Raw genomic sequence first — 23,858 nt, forward strand, 5'->3', positions numbered from 1 at the left:
CCGTGGGGCGGTATGTGGTCCGGCGTCTGCTCCAGATGATCCCGGTCTTCATCGGGGCGACGCTGCTGATCTTCCTCATGGTGAACGTGATGGGCGATCCCGTCGCGGGCCTCTGCGGCGACCGGCAGTGCGACCCCGCCACCGCCGCCCAGCTCAAGAAGGAGTTCGGCCTCGACAAGCCGGTGTGGCAGCAGTACCTGACCTACATGGGGAACGTCTTCACCGGTGACTTCGGTACGGCGTTCAACGGCCAGCCGGTCACCGAGCTGATGGCCTCCTCGTTCCCCGTCACCATCCGGCTGACGATCGTCGCCATCCTCTTCGAGATCGTCATCGGCATCACCCTCGGTGTCGTCACCGGCCTGCGCCGCGGGCGGCCCGTCGACACCGGGGTGCTGCTGATCACCCTCGTGGTGATCTCGGTGCCCACCTTCGTCACCGGTCTGCTCCTCCAACTGCTGCTCGGCGTCGAATGGGGCTGGATCAAACCGTCCGTCTCCTCCGACGCCGAGTTCGGCGAACTCATCGTGCCCGGACTGGTCCTGGCCTCCGTGTCGCTGGCCTACGTCACCCGCCTGACCCGCACCTCCATCGCCGAGAACCGCCGCTCCGACTACGTCCGCACCGCCGTCGCCAAGGGCCTGCCCCGCCGCCGGGTCGTCACCCGGCACCTGCTGCGCAACTCCCTGATCCCGGTGGTCACCTTCATCGGCACCGACATCGGCGCCCTGATGGGCGGCGCCATCGTCACCGAGCGCATCTTCAACATCCACGGCGTCGGCTTCCAGCTCTACCAGGGCATCCTCCGCCAGAACACCCAGACCGTGGTCGGCTTCGTGACCGTCCTCGTGCTGATCTTCCTGGTGGCGAACCTGCTCGTGGACCTCCTGTACGCCGTACTCGACCCGAGGATTCGCTATGACTGACGATCCTTACGAGCCCGAGCGCGCCATCGCCGGGACCGGCATGGGCGGCGCCATGGACCTGGCGACCAGCGAGGGCGTCACCCTGGAGGGCGGCACGGACGCCCCGGACGGCGGCGAACCCACCGGCAAGCCCCGTTCCCTGTGGTCCGACGCCTGGCACGACCTGCGGCGCAACCCCGTCTTCATCGTCTCGGGGCTGGTCATCCTCTTCCTCGTCTTCATCTCCCTGTGGCCCTCGGTGATCGCCTCCGGCTCCCCCCTCAAGTGCGACCTCGCCAAGGCCCAGCAGGGCTCCGGCCCCGGCGCCCCCTTCGGCTACGACGGCCAGGGCTGCAACGTCTACACCCGCACCGTCTACGGCGCCCGCACCTCCGTCACGGTCGGTGTGCTCGCCACCCTCGGCGTCGCCGTCCTCGGCAGCGTCCTCGGCGGGCTCGCCGGGTTCTTCGGCGGCGTCGGCGACTCCGTCCTGTCCCGGATCACCGACATCTTCTTCGCCATCCCCGTCGTCCTCGGCGGCCTCGTCCTGCTCTCCGTCGTCACCAGCAACACCGTCTGGCCCGTCATCGGCTTCATGGTGCTGCTCGGCTGGCCGCAGATCTCCCGTATCGCCCGCGGCTCGGTCATCACCGCCAAACAGAACGACTACGTGCAGGCCGCCCGCGCCCTCGGCGCCTCCAACTCCCGCATGCTGCTGCGCCACATCGCGCCCAACGCGGTCGCCCCGGTGATCGTGGTGGCGACCATCGCGCTCGGCACGTACATCGCGCTGGAGGCCACGCTGTCCTACCTCGGCGTCGGCCTGAAGCCGCCCACCGTCTCCTGGGGCATCGACATCTCCGCCGCCTCCCCCTACATCCGCAACGCCCCGCACGCCCTGCTGTGGCCCTCCGGGGCGCTGGCGGTCACCGTGCTGGCGTTCATCATGCTCGGCGACGCGGTGCGCGACGCCCTCGACCCGAAGCTGAGGTGAGCGCCGCATGCTGCTCGAAGTGCGCGACCTGCACGTGGAGTTCCACACCCGTGACGGCGTCGCCCACGCCGTCAACGGTGTCAGCTACGGCGTCGACGCGGGCGAGACCCTGGCCGTGCTCGGCGAGTCCGGCTCCGGGAAGTCCGTCACCGCCCAGGCCGTCATGGGCATCCTCGACATGCCGCCCGGCCGGATCACCGGCGGCGAGATCCTCTTCCAGGGCCGCGACCTGCTCAAGCTCAAGGAGGACGAGCGGCGCACGGTGCGCGGCGCCGAGATGGCGATGATCTTCCAGGACGCGCTGTCCTCCCTCAACCCGGTGCTCTCGGTGGGCGACCAGCTCGGCGAGATGTTCGTCGTGCACCGCGGCATGTCCCGCAAGGACGCCCGCGCGAAGGCCGTCGAGCTGATGGACCGGGTGCGCATCCCGGGCGCCAAGGAGCGGGTCAAGCAGTACCCGCACCAGTTCTCCGGCGGCATGCGCCAGCGCATCATGATCGCCATGGCGATGGCGCTGGAACCGGCGCTGATCATCGCCGACGAGCCCACCACCGCCCTCGACGTCACCGTCCAGGCCCAGGTGATGGACCTGCTCGCCGAGCTGCAGCGCGAGTTCGAGATGGGCCTGATCCTCATCACCCACGACCTCGGTGTCGTCGCCGACGTCGCCGACCGCATCGCCGTGATGTACGCGGGCCGCATCGTGGAGTCCGCGCCCGTCCACGACATCTACAAGGCGCCGGCCCACCCCTACACCCGCGGCCTGCTCGACTCCATCCCGCGCCTGGACCAGAAGGGCCAGGAGCTGTACGCGATCAAGGGCCTGCCGCCCAACCTGATGAACATCCCGTCCGGCTGCGCGTTCCACCCGCGCTGCCCGATGGCCCAGGACGTGTGCCGGACCGACGACCCGCCGCTCCACGAGGTGGCCGAGGGCCGGGGCAGCGCCTGCCACTTCTGGAGGGAGTGCCTGCATGGCTAGTTCACCGGCCGCCGAACCGGTCCTGGAGGTCAGCGGACTGGTCAAGCACTACCCGCTCACCCAGGGCGTCCTGTTCAAGAAGCAGGTCGGCGCGGTCAAGGCCGTCGACGGCGTCGACTTCGCCCTGCGCCGCGGCGAGACCCTGGGCATCGTGGGGGAGTCGGGCTGCGGCAAGTCCACGGTCGCGAAGATGCTGGTCAACCTGGAGAAGCCGACGGCCGGTCAGATCCGGTACAAGGGCGAGGACATCACCCGGCTGTCCGGGCGCGCGCTGCGGGCGGTGCGCCGCAACATCCAGATGGTGTTCCAGGACCCGTACACCTCCCTCAACCCCCGGATGACGGTGGGCGACATCATCGGGGAGCCGTACGAGATCCACCCCGAGGTGGCGCCCAAGGGCGACCGGCGCAAGCGGGTGCGGGACCTGCTCGACGTGGTCGGGCTGAACCCGGAGTACATCAACCGCTACCCGCACCAGTTCTCCGGTGGCCAGCGCCAGCGCATCGGCATCGCCCGGGGCCTCGCCCTGCGCCCCGAGGTGATCGTCGCCGACGAGCCGGTCTCCGCGCTGGACGTCTCCGTCCAGGCCCAGGTCATCAACCTCCTGGCCCGCCTCCAGAGCGAGTTCGAGCTGTCGTACGTGTTCATCGCGCACGATCTGTCGATCGTGCGGCACATCTCGGACCGGGTCGGTGTGATGTACCTCGGGCGGATCGTGGAGACCGGGCGGGACGCCGAGATCTACGACCACCCCACGCACCCCTACACCCAGGCGCTGCTGTCGGCGGTGCCCGTGCCGGACCCGGAGGCCCGCGAGCACCGGGAGCGGATCATCCTTTCGGGTGACGTTCCGTCGCCGACGAACGTGCCCTCCGGCTGCCGGTTCCGCACCCGGTGCTGGAAGGCGCGGGAGCGGTGCGCGCAGGAGGTGCCGGTGCTGGCGGTGCCAGCGGAGTTCCGGGGGGTCGCCGGTCCGGCGGCGCACGACTCGGCCTGTCACTTCGCGGAGGAGAAGCGGGTCGTGCCGCCCGAGTCGCCGGAGCTGCCCGAGTCGCCGGCGTCGCCCGAGCCGCCCGAGTCGGAGGAGCCTCCGGGCGATCAAGGAAGCGCGGGGGCATAGGCGTACATTTGCGCCACAATCGCGTTAACACGCAGGCAACTTGACCGACCCGGTTCCGATATACGGACGCGTCAGTCTGAACAGCGTACGGCCGTGCGGGTGCCGTAAACGGGCCGGGAGCGCCATGTCTCCCGGCCCGTTGCCCGTGTCAGGGGCCCGTCGGGCGGCCGGGTCCTCAGGGCGCCTCGGGGGCGGGCAGGTCCAGCGAGCGGCGCAGGAAGTCGAGTTGGAGGCGGAGCAGGTTCTCCGCGACCGTCTCCTGCGGGGTCATGTGGGTCACCCCGGCCAGCGGAAGGACCTCGTGCGGGCGGCCCGCGGCCAGCAGCGCCGAGGAGAGCCGCAGGGAGTGGGCGACCACCACGTTGTCGTCCGCCAGACCGTGGATGATCATCATCGGGCGGGCCGGTTCCGCCGCGTCCACCAACCCGGCGTCGTCCACGAGGGAGTTGCGCCGGTAGATCTCCGGCCCCTCCTGCGGCAGCCCGAGGTAGCGCTCCTGGTAGTGGGTGTCGTAGAGGCGCAGGTCGGTCACCGGGGCGCCGACGACGGCCGCGTGGAAGACGTCCGGGCGGCGCAGCACCGCGAGGGCCGCCAGATAGCCGCCGAAGGACCAGCCGCGGATCGCGACCCGGCCGAGGTCGAGCGGGTGGTCGGCGGCGAGCGCCTGGAGGGCGTCCACCTGGTCCTGGAGGGCCACGGCCGCCACGTCGTCCCGGATCGCCTTCTCCCAGGCCGGTGAACGGCCCGGTGTGCCCCGCCCGTCGGCGACGACCACCGCGAACCCCTGGTCGGCGAACCACTGGGACGTGAGGTGCGCGTTGTGCGCCGCGAGCACCCGTGCGCCGTGCGGACCCCCGTACGGGTCGAGCAGCACCGGGAGCGAGGTGTCACCGGGGTAGTCCGTAGGCATAAGCACGGCGCACGGGATCTGCCGTGCGCCCCCCTGGGTAAGCAGGACGCGGGGCGAGAAGCCGGGCTCCTCGGCGTACGACCGGATCGTGGCGACCGGCTTCCCGTCCCGCAGGACCCGCGCCCGGCCGCCCGGCCGGTCCAGGGTGGCCGACACCAGTACGGTCACGCCGCCCGAGCGCACCGCGGAGTGCACGCCGGGCTCCTCCGACAGGCGTTCCACGCCCAGCTCGTTCACCCGGTAGACGTGCAGTTCGCCGATTTCCGGCGCCGCCGCGCGCTCCCCGGCGGAGGCCTGTACGAGGGCGTCGTCCGAGGTCACGTCCAGGACCGCCCGTACGTGCAACTGACCTCCGGTCAACGGGCGTTCGCCCACCGCGAGGACCCGCGCGCCGCCCTCGTCGGTGATCCGCACCAGCTGTCCGGAGGGGCTCCAGCACGGCACTCCGGGGAAAAGATCAAGCCAAATCGGATCTTCGTCGGCGTGCACCATCCGGGTCGTCCCCGTGTCGGGGTCCACGGCCAGGAACAGCTGGCCGCGCTGGTCGCGCGCCTGGACGAGCAGCAGCGGCGCACCCGCCGCTGACCAGTGCACTCGCGCCAGATAGGGGAAGCGCGCCCGGTCCCAGACGACCTCCGTGCGCGTCCCGTCGAGGCCGTACACGAACAGCCGGACCTCGGCGTTGGGCGTCCCGGCCGCTGGATAGGGGACGTGGCGTGGGTCACGTTCCGGCTGGGCGGGGTCCGAGATCCACCAGCGCCGCACCGGCGTGTCGTCCACTCGCGCGACCAGCAGGCGGTCCGAGTCGGGGGACCACCAGAAGCCGCGGGAGCGGCCCATCTCCTCCGCCGCGATGAACTCCGCGAGACCGTAGGTGACCTGGTCCGACTCGGGTTCGGCGAGGGTCCGCGCGGTGGTGGCCGGTACGCCGTCGGCGCCGGGGGAGGCTTTTCCGCCGTTCTCGCCGCCCGTACCGTCCGCGCTGTCTGTGCCGTCTGTGCCGTCCGTACCGTCCGCGCCCGTCACCCGCAGGGCGCCCCGCGCGACGTACGCCACCAGCCGTCCGTCCGGGGACGGGCGGGGGTCCACGACCGGGCCGGGGACGCGCAGTTCCCGGGCCGTGCCCGCCCGCAGCTCCGCCGTGAACAGCCGCCCCGACAGGGCGAAGGCGGCCAGTTCCACGGCCGCGTCCGTGGCGTAGCCGACGATGCCCGCGCCGCCCTCACGGCTGCGCTCCCGGCGGGCCAGCTCCTCCGGCGGGAGCCGCTCGGCGGTGCCGCCGAGGAGGACGCCGGGGTCCGCCGCCAGCCGCTCCCGGCCGTCCGAAGGGTCCAGCAGCCACAGGGAGTTGGCCCGGTCCGTGCCCGAGGAGGAGCGCAGGAACACCACCCGTGAGCCGTCCGGCGCCACGGTGAACGCGCGCGGCGCGCCGAGGGTGAACCGCTGGGTACGGGCGTGTCGCCGGGGGAAGGACACCGGCTCGGGGGTCTCGGTCGTCATGCCATGACCATATTGGCCATGCGCCCCCTTGTGCGGCCGTGCGCCGAGAGATGCGCACGCACACATAGTTATGATCACTAGCGCTGTGTGGGTATGAACCTGCTGGCTGTTGTATCGATGTACGCGTACCCCTGCTCTGTCATCCCCCACATACCCGGGTTCTTGGAGGTGAGCCGCCGTGGCACTCTCGATTTCGGCGGTGGTGCTGCTGGCGATCGTCGTCTTCTTGTTGATCAAGAAGTCGGGATTGAAGGGCGGTCACGCCGTCGTCTGCATGCTGCTCGGCTTCTATCTGGCCTCCTCGACGATCGCGCCCACCATCAGCGATCTGACCACGAGCGTGGCGAGCATGATCGGCAGCATCAAGTTCTGATCCGCAGGTCCTGAGCCGCCGGTCGCGGCGGTCGGGGGAGACGCTTCCGGGCGTCTTCCCCGGACCGGGATCTCCACACCCCCTGAGCCGGCACCCTGACGGGCCGTCGGCTTCTCGGCATGCCCCGGCGAGCCCTGGCATGCCCCGACGTACCCACGGGCCCGGTCGAGCCCGCTCCTCGGTGAACTCCCCGGCGCGCGTAGGGATCTCCCCAATGCTGCCGGACCCCGTGGTCCCAAGAATCGGACGTGTTCGCGGCGAGCGACGCGCCGGGCCCCCCGCCCGGCGCCGAGCCGCCCCCACCGCACGTCCGACCTTGGAGTCCCCATGGCGCAGCGTCATCCCGCGACCGGGGCCGGAGCCGGAGCCCCGGACACCGGGTTCCCGCTCCAGGCGCTGGTGCGGGCCGTCCTCGACGACGAGGGCGCCCGGGACTGGACCGCGGTCGAGGACGGCTTCTGGTGCCGTGTCGGCCCCGAGGAGCGCGACTGGCGCCTCCAGGGCTGGAAGCTCCATCTGTCCGCGACGCCGCTCTCGGCGCCCGAGGTGCTGCACCGGGCCACCCGCGTCCTGGTGCGCGGCGGCTGCCCGTTCAAGTTCGCGGCCCGCGCCGAACACGTCGAGGAACTCACCGGCATCCGCTACGACCGCGCCCAGTGCGGCAAGTTCGTCACCGCCTACCCCGAGGACGACGACCACCTGCGCGCCCTCGCCGCCGCCCTCGACGAGGCGACCGCCGGACTCCCCGGCCCCCGCATCCTCTCCGACCGCCCCTACCGTCCGGGCAGCCTCGTCCACTACCGCTACGGCGCCTTCCGCGGCGTCCCGCACGTCACCCACGAGGGCGTCCACCAGGCCCGGCTCGCCACGCCCGACGGCGGCACCGTCGAGGACGTGCGCAACCCCTGGTTCTCCCCGCCGTCCTGGGCCGAACTGCCCTTCCCCGGCGCCCCCGGCCGCCCCGCCCGGGCCCCCGCCGCGCCCCGCACCGTCCTGCTGCACGACCGCTACGCCGTCCACGACGCCATCCGGCACTCCGCCCGCGGCGGCGTCTACCGCGCGGTGGACCGCCGCACCGGCGACGAGGTCATCGTCAAGGAGGCCCGCGCCCACGTCGGCAGCTGGTACACCGGGCTCGACGCACGGGACGCGCTGCGCGCCGAGGCCGCCGCGCTCACCGCGCTGAGCGGGCTCGGCCCCGAACTGGTCGAGGTGTTCGACCAGGACGGCCACACCTTCCTGGTGGAGAGCGTGGTGCCCGGCACCACCCTGGCCCGCTGGACCCACGAACGCTTCGCCGAACTGGCCGACATCGGCACCGGCCTGCCGGTCGCCCTCGTCCGCGACACCGCCCGCCGGCTGGCCGACCTGCTCGGCGAGGTCCACGGACGGGGCCTGGTCTTCCGGGACTTCACCCCGAACAACGTGATGGTCACCCCCGACGGTCCGCTGCGGCTCATCGACCCCGAGTTCGCCGCGCGCCCCGGCACCTGGGACACCCGGGCGTACACCCCCGGCCACGGCGCCCCCGAGTACGTCGCCGGGCCCAAGTACCGGCAGGTGCCCGGACCGGCCGTCGACCTGTTCGCCCTCGGCGCCACCCTGCACACCCTCGCGACCGGCACCGGCCCCGCCTTCGCCCCCGACCGCCCCGACGGCGCCCGCACGGTCGTGGAACGCCTGGACGGCATCCTCGCCCTCGCCGCCCCGACCAACCCCGCCGCCCGCTTCCTCGCCCCCGCCGTCCGCGGCCTGTGCGCCGAGGACCCGGAGGCCCGCTGGACGCTGGAACGGCTCGGGGACCACCTCGACGCGGTGACGGGGGAGGCGGAGGACGTCGGCCGGCCCGCCGGAGGGGCGGGCCATGCCACGGAGGGCGGTCGGGCCGGGGGAGGGGCCGATACCGCCGCGGACCCCGCCGGGACGCAGGGGCGGGCCGGTGCCCTCGCGGACTCCGCGGGGACCCGGCGCCGCGCCGGGGCCACGGCCGCCGCGCGCGGGCTCCGGACCGAGACGGGCGCCGTCGACGCCGACCCGGTCGTGGAGCGGCTGCTCGACGACGGGCTCGCCCATCTCCTCGGTACCGCCGGGGGGCCCGACGCCGACCGGCTGTGGGCCAGTACCGCCTTCGGGCAGAGCACCGACCGGGTCAACGTCCAGCACGGCTCGGCCGGTGTCCTCGTCCTCCTCACCCGCGCCGACGCGCTCCTGGACCGCCCCGCGCTGCGGGACGCCGTCGCCGCCACCGCCGCCTGGACCGACGCCCGCAGCACCCCGCCCCCGGACCGGCCGCCGCTGCCCGGCCTGTACTTCGGCCGCGCGGGCACCGCCTGGGCGCTGTACGACGCGGCCCGCCACCTCGGCGACGACGCCCTCGCCGACCGGGCCGGACGGCTCGCGCTCGCCCTGCCGCCGCGCTGGGGCAACCCGGACGTCTTCCACGGCGCCGCCGGGGCCGGACTCACCCAGCTGCGCTTCTGGCGGGCCACCGGCCGCCCCGAGTTCCTCGACCGGGCCGCCGACTGCGCCGACGGACTGCTGTCCGCCGCCGCGCACCACGACGACGGCGTCTTCTGGCCCGTCCCGCACGACTTCGACTCCCGCCTCGCCGGGATCACCCACCTCGGCTACGCCCACGGCGTCGCCGGAGTCGGCGCCTTCCTGCTGGAGGCGGCCCTCGCCACCGGCCGCGCCGACCTCCTCGACACCGCCCGTGCCGCCGGACGCACCCTCGTGGACGCCGCCGAGCGGGGCACCGGCGGCGCCCGCTGGCGCACCGACCGCACCGGCGCCGAGGGCACCGGCATGCTCCACCACCTGTGCAGCGGCTCCTCCGGGGTCGGCACCTTCCTGATCCGCCTCTGGCAGGCCACCGGCGACCCGGACGCGCTCGCCCTGGCCGAGGAGGCGGCCACCGCCGTCCACCGGGCGCGCTGGACCAGCGGCAGCGCGGTCTGCCACGGCCTGGCGGGCAACGGCGACTTCCTGCTCGACCTGGCCGACGCCCTCGATGCCGACGCCCTCGACGCCGACGCCCGCGGCGGCCCGTACCGGGACATGGCCGCGGACCTCGCCCTCGCCCTGCACTCCCGGCATGTCCTGCACGACGGTCTGGCCCTGCTCCCCGACGAGAGCGGCCTGCGCGTCACACCCGACTACGGTGTCGGCCTCGCCGGAGCCCTGTCCTTCCTGCTCCGCCTGCGCCACGGCGGCCCCCGCCTCCTGCTGGACGGCACCGGCGCCGCGGACACGGCCGCCGCCCCCGGCGGGCCCGCGCCGGTGTCCGCGGCCCTCCCCGCCGGAGCCCCCGCATGACGCCCCCGACCCTCTCGCGCGGCGCCCTGCGCTTCTCGCCGGACGGACTGCGCGCGGTGTGCGTCGCCGTCGACGCCGACGGCGGCCGATGTCTGGAGACCTGGCACCTCACCGACGGCGGCCCGCGCCGCGCCCTGCGGACCCCGCTCCACCGCGACCTGCCGCTCACCCAGTGCGTGGCGCTCGACGACGGCCGCGCGCTGCTCTCCTGGCACGAGCCCGGCGGACGCCAGCACCTCGAACTCCTCGCCCCCGACGGGCCCGCCCGCCGTCTCGGCCCCTGCCCGGCGCCGCTGCGCCTGCTGGCCGCCCCCACCGGGTCCGGCTGGCTCGCCACGGCCGTCTCGTACGAGACCGGAGACCTTGACGGTGCAGGCAGCACTGGGGGACCCGGCAGCTCCGGGGGACCCGACGGCGCCGGGGGTGTGTCCACCGTGCACCGGGTCGGGGACGGTGCGGACGGCGTCGCCTGGCTGACCCCGGTCGCCCGGATCGCGGGGCGGCTCGGCGGGATCGCCGTCCACGGCTCCCGGCTCGCGGTCACCGCCGTCGTCGCCGGGGTCCCGACCCCGCTCGTGATCGACCCGGACGCCCCCGCCGGCCTGCGCGTCACCCCGCTCACCGCTCCCGCCGAGGGCACCCCCTCCGCCGACCGCGCCGAGGCCCGCCATGTCGTCCTGGCCGGGGGCGGCCGGGTCCTCCTCGCGGTGCGGACCGCCGACGGGGTGCGGCTGGCGCTGGCCGACGGCAGCGCCGTACGCCTCCTGGACGGGCCGTCGGCGGGGGAGGCGACCGTGACGCCGGTCGCGCTCGACCCGGACGGGACGACCCTCGCGGTGACCGTGAGCCGGGGCGCGCGCAGTGAACTCGCCCTGTACGGAACGGACTCCGGGGAGCTGCGCCGGGTCGCGCTGCCGCCGGGCCACCTGGGCAGCGAGGCCGCCTGGAGCGCGCGCGGGCTGTGGCTGCCGTACTCCGCGCCCACGCGGCCCGCCTCCCTGGGCTGGCTGCCGCCCGGCGCGACCGCGCTGCGGACCGCGCCCGCCCGGCCCGGCCTGCACGCGGGGCGCCTGGAGCGGCTGCCCGGCGCCGACGGCTCCGTCGAGGCCGTCGTCCACGGACCCGACTGGCGTGCCGACGGCCCGCTGGTGGTCGCCCTGCACGGCGGCCCCGACCGGCACTGGACCCTCGGCTTCGAACCGCTCTTCCAGCTCCTCGCCGCCGCCGGGATCACCGTCGTCGCCCCCAACCAGCGCGGCAGCACCGGCTACGGCCGCGCCCACGCCGACGCGATCCGCGGCGCCTGGGGCGGGCCCGACCTGGCCGACGTCCGCGCCCTGCGCGCCCACCTCGACCGGGAACGCGGCCCGCACGCGCCCCGGCCCGCCGTGCACGGCAGCAGCTACGGCGCCTTCCTCGCCCTGCTGGCGGCGGCGGCCGACCCGGAGGGCTGGTCGGGGTGCGTGGCGGTGGCCCCGTTCACCTCCGTACCGGCGCTGTACGCCGACGGGCACCCGCCGACCCGCAACCTGATCGACCGGCTCGGCGGCCACGACGCCCCCGGCGTCCCCGGTGCCCCCGAGGCGGGCGGCGACGCGCTCGGGCCGCGCGACCTGGAACGGCTCGCGCCGCGCGTCCGCGCCCCCGTGCTGCTGATCCACGGGCGGCGCGACGAGACCATCCCCGTCGCCCACTCCCGCGCGCTGGCACGGGCGTTGACCCACGCGGGCCGCGCCCCGGTCACCTACCGGGAGCCCGCCGACCGCGGCCACCAGGCCGTCAGCGCCCGCCCCGGCACCCCGCAGGCGCGGGAGATCACCGACTTCCTGACCCGGCCCGACCCCGCCCGCGGCCCGCTCGCCGCGCGCACCGGGCGGCACGGCGGGGGAAGGACCGCGGTCGCGTCCGGCGACCGCCCCGACGACACGGCGAGAGGAGGTGACATCCATGGAGACGGAGTTCGAGATCGAGGCGCTCCAGCTGCTCCGGCCCGCTGACGCGGCGCTCTACCTGGGGGACCTGGACCCCGACGACTGCGCCCTGACCTGCGACGGCCAGTCCTGCAAGGCGTCCTGCGGCATCAGCTGCACGGTCACCGGCTGAACCGGTGCCGGCCCACCGGCACCCGTACCGGCACACCGGCCACCGCGCCGGGGAGACGACATCCGAGAGGAGTGGAGAAGGACATGGGATCGGACATCGCGTACGACGTCGAGGTGCTCCAGCTGCTGAGCGGCGAGGAGGCCCGTCTCGGCATCGGCGACCTCGACCAGGACAACTGCGGCACGTTCACGTGCCTCATGACCTGTTCGTACAGCTGTGACATCACCTGCGACATCAGCGTCGGCTGACCTCGCTCACCGGTGACGGTCCGGCCGGGCGCGCACCCAACGCGCGCCCGGCCGTACCGGCAACGTACCCCCGAAGCGGCCCGCGGAGACCACCGCGGGCCCGTGAACACGAGGCACGACAGGAAGGAGGAGAACGGTGCACCACCTGACGGAGATCGACACCGAGGCGCTCCAGTTGCTGCGCGCGGAGGAGAACGCCCTCTACCCGTCCGAGCTGGACGACGAGGCCTGCGGCTCCACCTGCAAGATCACCTGCTGGTTCTCGGTCGAGTAGACGGCTCGGCCGGGCCGACGAACGAACGAACGAACGGACGGACGGACGACGACATGACCGAACGCGACATCGACGCCCTCCAGTTGCTGCCCGGGGAGGACGTGCGCTCCGGCTACCTCGGGGAGCGCGACGGGGACCTGTGCGGTCTCACCCTCACCGACTCGCCCGGCACCGGCACCCCCACCGGTACCTGCGGGACCACCTGGTAGCCCCTGCCGGGCGCCGTCGCACGGAGAAGGAGCACGGACATGGCCACGGACGGAAGCCGGACGCTGCTGCGGAGCACGGCGGCGCGCGTCCGCGGCCCGCTGACCGCCCTGGTGGCCCTCATGGCCGCCAGGGCCCTCCTCGGGCTGGCGTCGCCGACGCTGCTCGCCGCGGCCGTCGCCGCCGCCCTCGACGGGGACGACGCGGTACGGCCCGTCGCCCTGCTCGGCGCGGCGGTCGTCGCCACCGGGCTGCTGGAGGCCGTCCTCGCCCCGTTCGGCGCGCACACCGTGGGCCGGGCGGGCGCCTGGCTCCAACTCCGCACCGCACGGCACCTGCTGACCCTCGGCGCCCGCTCCCCGCTGCCGCCCGGCGACGCCACCGCGCGCGTCGTGCAGGCCGCCCCCGGCACCGCCAACCTGCCCGTGACGGCGGCGGGTTCGCTGATCTCCCTGGTGAGCGCGACGGTCGCCCTGGGGCTGCTGTGGCGGATCGACCCGTGGACGGGGCTGACGTTCACCCTCGCCGTGCCCGCGGCCGTCGTGGTGGCCCGGCGTTTCATCGGTGGCGCCACCGGCGCCCAGGCGGGCTATCTGGAAGCCCAGTCCGCCATCGCCGCCCGCCTGCTGTCCGCGCTCGCGGGCGCCCGCACCGTCCGGGCCGCCTCGACCACGGGCACCGAGACCGAGCGCGTCCTCGCTCCGCTGCCCGCCCTGTCGGCGGCCGGGCGGGCCCTGTGGCGCGTCCAGCGGGGCGCCGTCTGGCAGTTGAAGCTGCTGATCCCGCTCACCCAGGTCCTGGTCCTCGCCGTCGCGGGCCTCGGCGTCGCCTCCGGCCGCCTCGGCCCGGCGGAACTCCTGGCCGTGTCGGGCTACCTGGGCATCGCCACCGGCGCGCTCGCCCAGGTCGACGTGCTGCTGGAGGTGGCCCAGATCCGCGCGGGCACCGCCCGCCTCGCCGACGTCCTGGCCCGCCCCCTGCCTGCCCACGGCACCGGCCAGGCACCCCCGGACGGCCCCGGCGACGTCCTGCTGCGCGACGTCCGGGTGTACCGGGAGGGCGCCCGTCCCGGCGCCTCGGCCACGCCCGGCGCGCCCGTCCTCGACGGCCTGGACCTGTGGCTGCCCGCCGGGCGGTCGGTGGCCCTCGTCGGCCGCTCCGGCGCGGGCAAGAGCCTGGTCGGCGCGCTGATCGGCCGCCTCGCCGACCCGGACGACGGCGACGTCCTCCTCGACGGCGTCCCGGTGCGCGCCCTCGACCCCGCCGACCTCGCCCGCCAGGTCACGTACGCCTTCGAGCGGCCCGCCCTGACCGGCGCCACGGTCCACGAGGCGATCGCGTACGGCCGCCCCGGCCTGAGCCGCGCCGACGTCGAGACCGCGGCCCGCGCCGCGCACGCCGACACCTTCGTCCGCCGCCTGCCGCAGGGCTACGACACCCCGCTGGAACGCGCCCCGATGTCCGGCGGCGAACGCCAACGGCTGGGCCTGGCCCGCGCGTTGGCACGTCCGGCGCGGGTGTACGTGCTCGACGACGCGACCTCGGGGCTGGACACCGTCACCGAGGCCGAGGTGACGGCCGCGCTGACGACGCTGCTGGCGGGCCGCACCCGGCTGGTCGTCGCCCACCGGGCGGCCACCGCGGCCCGCTGCGACCTCGTGGCCTGGCTGGACGGCGGACGCGTGACCGCGTTCGCGCCGCACGCGGAACTGTGGCGCGACGACGCCTACCGGGCGGTCTTCGCCCAGGACGCCGCCACGGCGGCACGGGACGGACGGGAGACGGCGGATGTCTGAGCGGACACCCGGAAGCCGTAGTACAGGCGGTGTCGGTGTCGGTGTCGTGAGCCGGGGCGGGCTGCGGCTGCTGCGGGACGGGCTGCGGGGGACCCGGCGCCCGCTGACCCGGATCGCGGGCTGGTCCCTCCTGGAGGCCGCCCCGGCGCTCGCCTCGGGCTGGGTGACCGCCACCGCGGTCGACCGCGGCTTCCTCGCGGGCCGCCCGCTGCACGGCCTGGCCTGGCTGGGCCTGCTGGCCGCCCTGTACGTGGTCCGCGCCACCGCCGAGCGGGCCCTGTTCCCGCACCTCGCCGACATCGTCGAACCCCTCCGCGACCACCTGGTACGGCGCCTCGTACGCGCCAGCCTGGAACGGGCCGCGCGGGAGGGCCGGGCGGTCGACTCCGCCGCCGTGGCCCGGCTGACCCGGCAGGCCGAGACCGTGCGCAACCTGGTCGCCACCCTGCTGCGGACCGCGCGCCCGCTGGTGGTGACCCTGCTCGCCGCCGTGGCCGGACTCACCGTCCTCGACGCGTTCGCGGCGGCCGTCGTCCTGCCCCCGCTGCTGCTGGTGCTGCTGGTGTTCCCGCTCTCGCTGGGCTCGATGATGCGGCGCCGCCGCGCGGTGGTGCTCGCCGAGGAGCGGGTCGCCGTCCGCACCGGTGAGGTCCTCGCCGCCGGACGGGACATCGTCGCCCTCGGCGCCCGCGACCACGCCCTGTCGGAGGTCGAGGAGGCGACGACCGGGTACGTCCGGGCCGCCGTCTCCGCCGCCCGGTTCGCCGCGGTCCGTGTGCTGCTGGTCTTCCTCGGCGGCCATCTGCCCCTGCTGGCCCTCCTGCTGACCGGGCCGTGGCTGGTGTCGAGCGGGCGGATGAGCGCGGGCGAACTCGTGGGCGCGGTCACCTATGTGACGGGCTATCTGATCGGGGCGCTCCAGGCGGTGACGGGGTCGGTCGGCGGCCAGCTGACCCAACTCGGCAGTGTGCTGGACCGGTTGGCGGAGACGGCCGTGGTGGAGGACAAGGCGGCGGGCTCCGTCGGGCGGGGCGGCGCGCCCGTCCCGGACGGGTACGCCCTGCGCGTCGACGGGCTGACCTTCGGCTACGGCCCGCACGCCGCACCCGTCCTGCGCGACCTCTCCCTCCTCCTCCCCGAGGGGGAGCACCTGGCGATCGTCGGGGCCAGCGGCATCGGCAAGTCCACCCTGGCGGGCCTGCTCGCGGGGCTGGAGAAGCCCGGCGCGGGCACGGTCCGGCTCGGCGGGGCCGAGGTCACCGCCCTCGACGACGCGCTCCGGGCCCGGTCCGTCGCCCTGGTCCCGCAGGAGGCGTACGTCTTCCACGGCACCGTCCGCGACAACCTCCGCTATCTCGCCGCGGCGGCCACCGACACCGAACTCCGGCGCGCGGTGGGGGAGGTGGGCGCGGACACGGTGGTGGACCGGCTCGGCGGACTCGACGCCGAGCTGACCGACCCGGCCGGTCAGCTCTCCGCCGGGGAACGGCAACTGCTGGTCCTGGCGAGGGTGTTCGTGGCGCCCGCCCGCGTCGTCGTCCTCGACGAGGCGACCTGCCATCTCGATCCGGTCGCCGAGGCCCGCGCGGAGCGGGCCTTCGCCGCCCGACCCGGCACCCTCGTCGTCATCGCCCACCGCCTCGCCTCCGCCCGCCGCGCCCGCCGCGTCCTCCTCCTCGACGGCGACCACGCCGACCTCGGCACCCACGAGCAACTTCTCGCAGGAGCACGGGGCTACGCCGACCTCGCGGGGCAGTGGACGGCGGTCTGAGCCGGGCGGCCGACGGCCCCCGCGGGTGACGCGCCGCCCACGGCGCGCCCCCTTCGCCCCTCCGCTGCCCCCGCTACCCCGGCCCCCGCAAATACGCCGACAGCGCCACCCGCGACGACACGTCGAGCTTCCGGTACACGCGGGAGAGGTGGGTCTCCACCGTGCGGGGACTGAGGAAGAGGCGTTCGGCGATCTGGCGGCTGCGCAGTCCCGCGGCGGCGAGTTCGGCGATCTCCCGCTCGCGGTCGCTGAGGAGGTCGAGGCCCTGCGCGAGGCGGCCGTTCTCGACGAGGTCGGCGCGGACCAGGGCCGCCTCCTCCAGGACCAGCCGCGCCCCGAAGGTGCGGGCGACGGCCTCCGCGATGTCGAGGTCGCGCAGCGCCGCCGCCCGCCCCCGGCTCTCCCCGAGCGAGCGGGCCCCGCTCACCAGGGTCCAGGCGTACTGCACGGGCATGTCCCGCGCCCGGAACGTCTCCGCCGCCGACGCGAACAGCCGTGCCGCCGCCTCGTGTTCACCGTCGGCGGCGTGCAGCCGGGCGCGCGCGCAGCGTACGTGGGCCTCCTGCACCGGCAGCCCGAGCCGCTCCGCCGCCGCCTCCGCGGCGCGCACCAGCCGTTCGGCCTCGTCCCGGCTCCCGTCCCCGGCCTCCCGCCCGTCCCCGGCGTCACTGCCGGTGCCGCCGCCGATCCCGCCGCCGTCCCCGCCGAGCCCTCCGTCCAGGGTCGCCGTGGCGAGCAGGGCGAGGACGTACGGCCGGGTGAACGGCCGTACCAGGGGCACTCCTTCGCCGCCGCCGCCGTCGAGCAGGGTGCGGCGGCAGCCCGCCGGGTCGCCCGCGTGCAGCCGGGCGAGGGCGAGCAGGCCCATCGCGGAGCTGGTCCACCAGCTCTGGCCGGGCGGCACGGTCCGTGTCGCCACCTCGATCCGGGCCACGGCCTCCTCGGCGTGCGCGCGACCGCGCGACCACACCAGCGCCGTCGCGCCGATGGCCTGCGCCAGCGTCACGGCGGGGGCGGCGCCGAGGGAACGGGCCAGTTCCTCCGCCTCGTGGGCGCGCCGCCGGGCGGTGTCGAGGCGTCCCGTCCACTGCTCGGCCATCGCGAGCGCCAGTTGACGGTGCATCAGCACGGGCCGGTGCACCCCGGACACCCCGGCGGGCAGGCCGCGCCCGAGGTGCCGTACGGCGTCGGGGTACCGCTCCAGGTACAGCTCGGCGCTGCCCAGCAGGGCAAGGGTCTCGGGGGTGCGGCCGGCGAGCGGGTCGGGCAGCGCGTCCACCAGCCGGGCGCACCGGGTGATCTCGGGCTCGGCCTCGGCCAGGTCACCCACATGGGTGGCGCACAGCGCGGACAGGACGCTCACCACGGCGTGCTCGGGGGTGTCGGCCGCCGGGTGGCCGGTGGCCGCGGGGGCCGCCGCCTCGCGCAGCACGGCGCGGGCCTCCTCGTGGGTGCCGCGCAGGACGTGGGCCAGGCCGTGCACGGTGATCAGCTCGACCGCCTCGGGCGGCAGGTCGGCGGGCAGCGGCCGGGGGATCAGCGCGAGGGCGGCCCCGGAGAGCGCGGTGGCCTCCTCGTACCGGCCCAGTTGCCGTTCCGCCTCGGCGCACACGGCGTGCACGCGCAGCGACTGGCGTGCGGTGAGGGTCGCGCGCCGGTGGCCCAGCACCTCGTGCGCGAGCGCGCGGGCCTCGGCCGGGCGCCCGGCCGCGATCAGCGCGCGGCAGCGGGCGACCTCCAGCTCGGTGCGGTCGGGGGCCGGGACCGGGCCGGTGCCCACGGGGCGCGCCCCGCCCTCACCCGTACCGGCGTGTGCGCCGGGCCCGCCGCAGTCGTCGTCGGTGTCCGGCCGGTCGGCGGAGCCGTCGCCGAGGTGGGTCAGGGCGAGGCGTAACCAGCGTTCGGCGGTGGCGGGGCGGTGTCCGGCGGCCTCGGCGGCGCCTTCCGCGAGGGTGCGGGTGGCGAGGGCGGTGTCGGTGCCGAGCAGGTGCTCGGCGTGCCGGGCGCGCGCGACCGCGCCGCCGCCGCGCGCGGTGATCAGGTCGAGGGCGCGGCGGTGGGCGCGCAGCCGGAAGGAGAGTCCGGCCCGCTCGTGGGCGACGTGGCCGACGACGAGGTGACGGAAGGTCAGCCGCCCGTTGAAGTCGGCGGGCCGCACCAGGTCGGCGCGTTCCAGCTCGGCGAGCGCGTCCAGGCCCTCCTCCAGCCCCAGTCCGCAGACACGGGCGACGTCCTCGGGCCGGAACGGGGCGCCGAGCACCGCCGCCGCCGACAGCGCGGTCGCGGCCCGCGGGGTCAGCGCGTCGAACTCGGCGAGCAGCGGCTTCGCCTCGCGCAGCAGGCCGTGGGTGTCGGTGCCGGGCCGGTCGGGCCACTGGCCCGGCTCCCAGCGGGCGGCCAGCAGCAGCCGCAGATAGAGCGGGTTGCCGTCGGCCGCCGCGCACAGCCGCTCCGCGAGTTCGTCGTCACCGTAGGGCTGCTCGTGCGGACGGCCGGGGCCACGCGGCTCCCCGAGGCCGAACCCCTCGCCGGGCTCGCCGCTCCCGGCGCCCTTCGCCGTCCCGCCCGGTCCGGTCCGGCCGGTCGCGGCCCCGCGGGCCAGCAGCGCGGCCACCCCGGCCGGGTCGAGGGGCGCCGGTTCCAGCCGCGTCACGTCCCCCGCGCGCAGGGCGTCCTCCAGCGTCTCGGCCAGCGCGGCGCCGCACTGGCGGGGGCGGTGGGCGAGGACGAGGACGTACGGCGTGCGGGCGGCGGCGCGGATCAGCCGGACCAGGGAGGGCACCGCGGCCGGGTCGCACCGGTGGACGTCGTCCAGCACCAGCACCCCGCCCGCGGCCCACTCCGTGCCGTCCCCGGCCGGCTCCCGGCCGCCGCGCGCCGCGAAGCCGCCCCGTAAGGGACCGCCCGCCCGCGCCGGGGTACCGAGCCCGGCTTCGCGCAGCGCCTGGAGCGGGTCGGCCGTGCCGGGGCGGGTGCGGGCGCGGGTGACGGGCAGCGCCCGCCGGACCGCCCGCTCGGCCAGGGCGTCCGCGAGGCCGGTCTTCCCGGCGCCGGGCTCGCCGGTGATCTCCACGACGGCGCCCCGCCCGTCCGCGAGGGCGGCGAGGACGCGGTCGAAGCGGGCGGGCGCGGTCTCCCGCGCGAGGGGCGGCTCTGCGGTCACGGCGGCCATCGGTGTGGTTCCCCTCCGCGGGCACTGTCGGTCTTTTGTCGCGTACCGTCCGGGCCTTTACAGAATACAAAGAAACAAGCCCCGGTGGCTTACGTTTCTGATGTCCGGGGCCCGTTGGGGAAAATTATCCGTCGTTCCGCGCGGGAGGCACCGTTTCTGCGCTCCTGCTGTCTATGCCGCGTACGCGAGGAATGCGGCGCTCTGCGGCCCCACGCCGTGTGCGGTCGGACCGGGGCCGCTCAGTCGGGGATGTCCCACGTGAAGCGGTGCGCGTGGATGCCGAAGTACGGGAACGACTCGACCGCGCGCACCCCGGCCACCGGGCGGACCCGCTCGTTCATCACCGACGCGAGTTCGTCCATCGACCGGCACACGACCTCCGCGAACAGGTCGAACGAGCCCGCCGTGGACACCAGGTAGATCAGCTGGTCGAGGTCCTCCAGCGCGGCGATGACCTGCCGCACGTCGCCCTCGACCCGGATGCCGAGCAGCGCCATCACGGGCAGCCCCAGCCGCAGCGGGTCGGTCACCGCGGCGAACTGGAGCAGCCCCCGCTCCGTCAGCCGCTGCACCCGCGCCCGGACCGCGGGCGCGGACAGTCCCACCTCCTTGCCGAGGTCGGTGTACGACATCCGGCCGTCCTGCTGGAGCCGCCGGATCACCATCCTGTCGACTGCGTCCAGCTCGATGCGCGCCGTCACGTGACCGTTCTCTTTCTCCGGCGTCCTCCGGTGCTCCCCGGCTCGCGCGGCGTCCTCTGGCCTGCCCGGCGACCGCCCCCGGGCCGCCGGACCGCGACCGTACCAAGGGTCCCCGGCGGCCGGGGCGCGGGTCGGCGAGGCGGTGGGCGAAGGGGGGTACGGGCGTGGGCGGTACGGGCCCTCGGTACGGACGTTACGTAGCGCGCGTACGTGGGTCCACGGACGTATTCGCATGATCGTTCGATGACGCTGAGGGTCCGCCGACCGCCCGTCACGAGGGGGACCCCTTGCACCGCACGCGCCGTCCCGTCCCGCACGCGCAGCCGCTCCCCGAGGCGGCGCCGGACCCGGCCACCGCACTGCCGGCGCCCCTCCCCGTCCCCGCGCCCCCCGCCGGTCCGGCCGCCTCCGCCCCGCACCCGGCCACCGCGCCGCCGCCGAGCGGCCGGGAGCGGGAGGCCGACCGGCTGCGCAGGCTCCTCACCGGGCCCGGCCGTCCGCCGCTGCGCCTGCTGGAACTCGGCGGCGACCCCGGCACCGGCAAGACCCGGCTGCTCACGGAGGGGGCGGCGCTCGCCGCGGCGGCCGGCGTGACCGTGCTCTCCGGCCGGGCCCGCGGCACCGACCGCGACCGGCCGCTCGCCCTCTTCCTGCGCCCGCTGCGGGACGCCCTCGCCCTCCCCGGCGTCGGCCCGGCCCTCACCCCCGCCGAACGGGACGTCCTGACCGCCCACCTCACCCCGGCCGACCACGACCCCGACCCTGACCACGACGGCTACGGCGACGGCGACATCGATGTCCCGTCCGCCGGACCGGCCGGTCCGCGGCGGGCGCGGCTGCACCGGGCCGTCGTCGCCCTGCTGCGCGCGGCCGGGGACCGGTATCGCACCGCCCTCTGCCTCGACGACCTGCACCGCGCCGACGACGCCTCCCTCGCCCTCCTCGACCACCTGCTGCGCCACCCGCTGCCCGGCACCCGGCTGACCCTGGTCTGCGCGCTGCGGCCCCGGCAGCGGCCCGCCGCCCTCGCCGCGAGCCTCGCCGAACCCGACGAGGGCTACCGCGTCGAACGCCTCCGCCTCGGTCCCCTGCCCCGCACCGCGGCCACCGCGCTCCTCGGCCCCGGCCGCACCCCCGAACAGCAGCGCCGCCTCTACGACGCCGCCGAGGGCAACCCCCTCCACCTGCGCGTCCTGGGTGCCGGACCGGACACCCCGGACCCCCTGCTCCCGCCCGACGGCACCGGCCCCTGGGCGCTCTCCGACGAGTCCGCGCTGCTCGCCGCGACCGCGCTGGCCGGTGAACTCGGCCCGCTGGACGCCGTGGAACGGGACGTGCTGCGCGCCGCCGCCCTGTTCGGCCCCGAGGTCGACCCCGCCCACCTCGCCGAACTCGCCGGGCACGGCCCCGCCGTCACCGCCCGCGCCCTGGACCGGCTGATCGCGCTGGACCTGGTGCGCGCCGAACACGCCCACGGACGCGCGTACCGGCTGCGCCACCCCGTGCTGCGGGCCGTCGTCCACCGCGACACCCCGCACGGCTGGGCCCGCGCCGCGCACCGCCGCGCCGACCACGTCCTGCGCCGCGCGGGCGCCGACCCGGCCCGGCGCGCCCCGCACGTGGCCCGCTACGCCGAGCCCGGCGACACGGCGGCCCTGCGGCTGCTCACCGAGGCGGCGGAGCAGGTGCGCGGCGACTCCCCGGCCGCCGCCGCGGCCTGGCTCACCACCGCCCTCACCCTCGGCCCCGACGACACCGGGCGCACCGCCCAGACGGCCGCCCTCGCCCACGCCCTCGGCACCCTCGGCCGCCTCCCCGAGTCCCGCGCCCTCCTGACCCGCCTCCCCGCCCCCGCGCCCGGGGACACGGCGCGCGTCGCCTTCCACGCCATGATCGAACGCCACCTGGGCAACTACGCGGGCGCGGAAGCACTGTTGACGACCCGCCTGACGGCCCCCGCGACCGGCGCCCCGGCCAACCAGGCCCCCGTGACCGTCACCCCGACCACCCCCACCCCCCAAGCCGCCACCCCCACCCCCGAGTCGGCCCCCCGCACCCCCGCGATCGAGCCCCCCACCCCCCACCCCTCCCTCCACGCCCTCCGCCTGGAGCTGTCCACCGTCACGCTTCTCCGGGGTGACTTCGCGCGGTCCACCGCGTTGGCGCGGGAGGTGCTGGAGGGCGACGGGCGGCGGGACCGGCACCTGCGGCTGGCCGCGCTCGTGCGGCTCACGCACGGGGCCGCCTTCGCCGGGGACGTGCCCGCCCTCCTCGGCCACGCACGGGAGGCGGGGGCGCTCGCCGACGCGCTCTCCGACGCCGACCTCGTCCCGCACCTCGACACCCTCGCCCAGCTCGCCTGGGCCGAGGCCCTCGCCGAACGGCACGACGACGCCCTCTGCCACACCGCGCGCGGCATCCGCCTCGCCCGCGCCCGCGGACAGCTCTTCGTGCTGCCGTACCTCCTCCTCGCGCACGCCTACACCAGCGCCGCCGTCGGGCGGCTGGCCGACGCCCTGCGCTCCGCGGAGGCCGCCGAGGACGACGCCCGCCGCATGGACCGCCCCGACCTGCTCGGCTTCGCCCTCGCCCTGCGCGCCTTCGCGCACGCCCACCTCGACGGCCCCGACACCGCCGCCGGACTCGCCGAACGCGCGCTCCAGGAACTCGGCTCCGGCGGCCGGCTGCGCGCCTTCACCGCCGGGGTCCTCGTCGGCGTACGCCTCGACCAGGGCCGGTCCGCGGGCTGTCTCGACCTGGCCCGCTCCGCCGCCGCCCACGTCCGCCACCCCGGCACCGCCCGCCCGGTCCGCCCCGTCTGCTACGCCCTCGCCGCCCGCGCCGCCGCCGCGCTCGGCGACCGTGACCAGGCCGCCGGATGGGCGCGCCGGGCGTCGTACGACGCCGAGGCGCTGGGCCTGCCCGGCCAGCGCGGCCACGCCGCCCTCGCCCGCGCGCACGCCGCGGCCGACCCGGTCGGCCCGCTGCGGGAGGCCGTCGCCGGGTTCGGCGCGGGCGGGCTGGTCCTCATGGAGGCCCGCGCCCGGCTGCTGCTGGCCCGCGAACTCACCGCCCGCGGCCCGCACGAGGGCGCGGACGCCCTGGAGCAGGCCAACCGCGCCAAGTCCCTGGCCCACACCTCCGGCGCCCGCCACCTCCACCGCGAGGCCGTCGACCTCCAGCGCCGCCTGGGCGCGCTGCGCCCCCGTCCGGGCGGGGTGCCGCGGCCCGCCGTACCGGACCTGCCGGGCCTGTCCGAACGGGAGCGCGACATCGCCCGCATGGTCGCCCTCGGCCTCTCCAACAACGACATCGCCCGCAGCCTCGTCGTCTCCCCGAAGACCGTCGAGGCCCACCTCACCCGCATCTACCGCAAGGCGGGCGTCCGTTCCCGCACCGGCCTGGCCGCCACCGTCGCCGCCCGCACGGAACAGGTCGCCTGACCTCGTTCCCGGCGGCGGCGGGCGCCCGGCGCCACCGCGTCCCG

Annotated in this window: 17 protein-coding genes; 14 read left to right on the forward strand and 3 right to left on the reverse strand. The window is 76.1% G+C overall.

Going from position 1 to position 23,858, the window contains the following annotated elements; all coding sequences use genetic code 11:
• Positions 1-2 precede the first annotated feature (2 nt).
• From ACIQPQ_RS06620 to ACIQPQ_RS06635, 4 genes are read left to right on the forward strand one after another with little or no spacing between them, the layout of a single operon-like run.
• On the forward strand, positions 3-926 hold the full coding sequence (locus ACIQPQ_RS06620) for an ABC transporter permease (protein WP_383778306.1): 924 nt from the start codon (positions 3-5) through the stop codon (positions 924-926).
• Positions 919-1,899 carry an ABC transporter permease gene (locus ACIQPQ_RS06625; RefSeq protein ID WP_401300526.1) on the forward strand — a complete coding sequence of 327 codons (981 nt, stop codon included), beginning with the start codon at positions 919-921 and terminating at the stop codon, positions 1,897-1,899. Before ACIQPQ_RS06620 ends, ACIQPQ_RS06625 begins: the two co-directional genes overlap by 8 nt.
• Positions 1,900-1,906: 7 nt before the next feature.
• Positions 1,907-2,881, forward strand: coding sequence for an ABC transporter ATP-binding protein (locus ACIQPQ_RS06630; RefSeq protein ID WP_401300529.1), 975 nt, complete (start codon positions 1,907-1,909; stop codon positions 2,879-2,881).
• Positions 2,874-4,001, forward strand: coding sequence for an ABC transporter ATP-binding protein (locus ACIQPQ_RS06635; RefSeq protein WP_401300532.1), 1,128 nt, complete (start codon positions 2,874-2,876; stop codon positions 3,999-4,001). Before ACIQPQ_RS06630 ends, ACIQPQ_RS06635 begins: the two co-directional genes overlap by 8 nt.
• Before the next feature lie 175 nt (positions 4,002-4,176).
• Here ACIQPQ_RS06635 and ACIQPQ_RS06640 read toward each other — a convergent pair whose 3' ends face one another.
• Positions 4,177-6,411, reverse strand: a complete 2,235-nt coding sequence (locus tag ACIQPQ_RS06640) for a prolyl oligopeptidase family serine peptidase (protein ID WP_401300534.1) — start codon at positions 6,409-6,411, stop codon at positions 4,177-4,179.
• Positions 6,412-6,589: 178 nt separating this feature from the next.
• On the opposite strand from ACIQPQ_RS06640, the gene ACIQPQ_RS06645 reads away from it, so the two are divergent.
• The 9 genes from ACIQPQ_RS06645 to ACIQPQ_RS06685 all read left to right on the forward strand — a co-directional run bounded on the left by ACIQPQ_RS06645 (position 6,590) and on the right by ACIQPQ_RS06685 (position 16,498).
• A complete protein-coding gene (locus ACIQPQ_RS06645) occupies positions 6,590-6,784 on the forward strand; it encodes a hypothetical protein (RefSeq protein WP_093781468.1) in 195 nt (64 codons plus the stop codon).
• A 327-nt stretch (positions 6,785-7,111) separates the two neighbouring features.
• A complete protein-coding gene (lanL, locus tag ACIQPQ_RS06650; RefSeq protein WP_401300537.1) occupies positions 7,112-10,099 on the forward strand; it encodes a class IV lanthionine synthetase LanL in 2,988 nt (995 codons plus the stop codon).
• Entirely contained in the window at positions 10,096-12,096 is a 2,001-nt protein-coding gene (locus ACIQPQ_RS06655) for an alpha/beta fold hydrolase (protein ID WP_401300540.1), read from the forward strand. Before lanL ends, ACIQPQ_RS06655 begins: the two co-directional genes overlap by 4 nt.
• Positions 12,047-12,202 (forward strand): hypothetical protein, encoded by a 156-nt coding sequence (locus tag ACIQPQ_RS06660; protein ID WP_401300543.1) that lies wholly within the window; start codon positions 12,047-12,049, stop codon positions 12,200-12,202. Before ACIQPQ_RS06655 ends, ACIQPQ_RS06660 begins: the two co-directional genes overlap by 50 nt.
• Positions 12,203-12,285: 83 nt before the next feature.
• On the forward strand, positions 12,286-12,450 hold the full coding sequence (locus ACIQPQ_RS06665) for a hypothetical protein (RefSeq protein ID WP_401300546.1): 165 nt from the start codon (positions 12,286-12,288) through the stop codon (positions 12,448-12,450).
• A 136-nt stretch (positions 12,451-12,586) separates the two neighbouring features.
• Entirely contained in the window at positions 12,587-12,724 is a 138-nt protein-coding gene (locus ACIQPQ_RS06670) for a hypothetical protein (protein ID WP_383778290.1), read from the forward strand.
• A gap of 53 nt (positions 12,725-12,777) precedes the next feature.
• Positions 12,778-12,933, forward strand: a complete 156-nt coding sequence (locus tag ACIQPQ_RS06675; protein ID WP_401300549.1) for an ALQxL family class IV lanthipeptide — start codon at positions 12,778-12,780, stop codon at positions 12,931-12,933.
• A gap of 39 nt (positions 12,934-12,972) precedes the next feature.
• Positions 12,973-14,727 carry an ABC transporter ATP-binding protein gene (locus ACIQPQ_RS06680; RefSeq protein ID WP_401300552.1) on the forward strand — a complete coding sequence of 585 codons (1,755 nt, stop codon included), beginning with the start codon at positions 12,973-12,975 and terminating at the stop codon, positions 14,725-14,727.
• A gap of 46 nt (positions 14,728-14,773) precedes the next feature.
• Positions 14,774-16,498 (forward strand): ATP-binding cassette domain-containing protein, encoded by a 1,725-nt coding sequence (locus ACIQPQ_RS06685; protein ID WP_401300554.1) that lies wholly within the window; start codon positions 14,774-14,776, stop codon positions 16,496-16,498.
• Positions 16,499-16,571: 73 nt separating this feature from the next.
• Here the strand turns inward: ACIQPQ_RS06685 and ACIQPQ_RS06690 are convergent, their stop codons facing one another.
• Both ACIQPQ_RS06690 and ACIQPQ_RS06695 read right to left on the reverse strand, forming a co-directional pair.
• Complete coding sequence (locus tag ACIQPQ_RS06690; RefSeq protein ID WP_401300556.1) at positions 16,572-19,670, reverse strand: LuxR C-terminal-related transcriptional regulator; 3,099 nt, start codon at positions 19,668-19,670, stop codon at positions 16,572-16,574.
• A 239-nt stretch (positions 19,671-19,909) separates the two neighbouring features.
• Positions 19,910-20,371, reverse strand: a complete 462-nt coding sequence (locus ACIQPQ_RS06695; protein WP_383778281.1) for an Lrp/AsnC family transcriptional regulator — start codon at positions 20,369-20,371, stop codon at positions 19,910-19,912.
• 287 nt (positions 20,372-20,658) lie between these two features.
• Between ACIQPQ_RS06695 and ACIQPQ_RS06700 the strand changes: the two genes are divergently transcribed.
• The gene (locus ACIQPQ_RS06700) at positions 20,659-23,814 is read left to right on the forward strand and encodes an AAA family ATPase (protein ID WP_401300560.1); all 3,156 of its coding nucleotides are present in this window, start codon (positions 20,659-20,661) and stop codon (positions 23,812-23,814) included.
• Positions 23,815-23,858: the final 44 nt, after the last annotated feature.

Origin of the sequence: Streptomyces sp. NPDC091281, assembly GCF_044757425.1 — a bacterium.
In the GTDB taxonomy this organism is placed as follows: Bacteria; Actinomycetota; Actinomycetes; order Streptomycetales; family Streptomycetaceae; genus Streptomyces.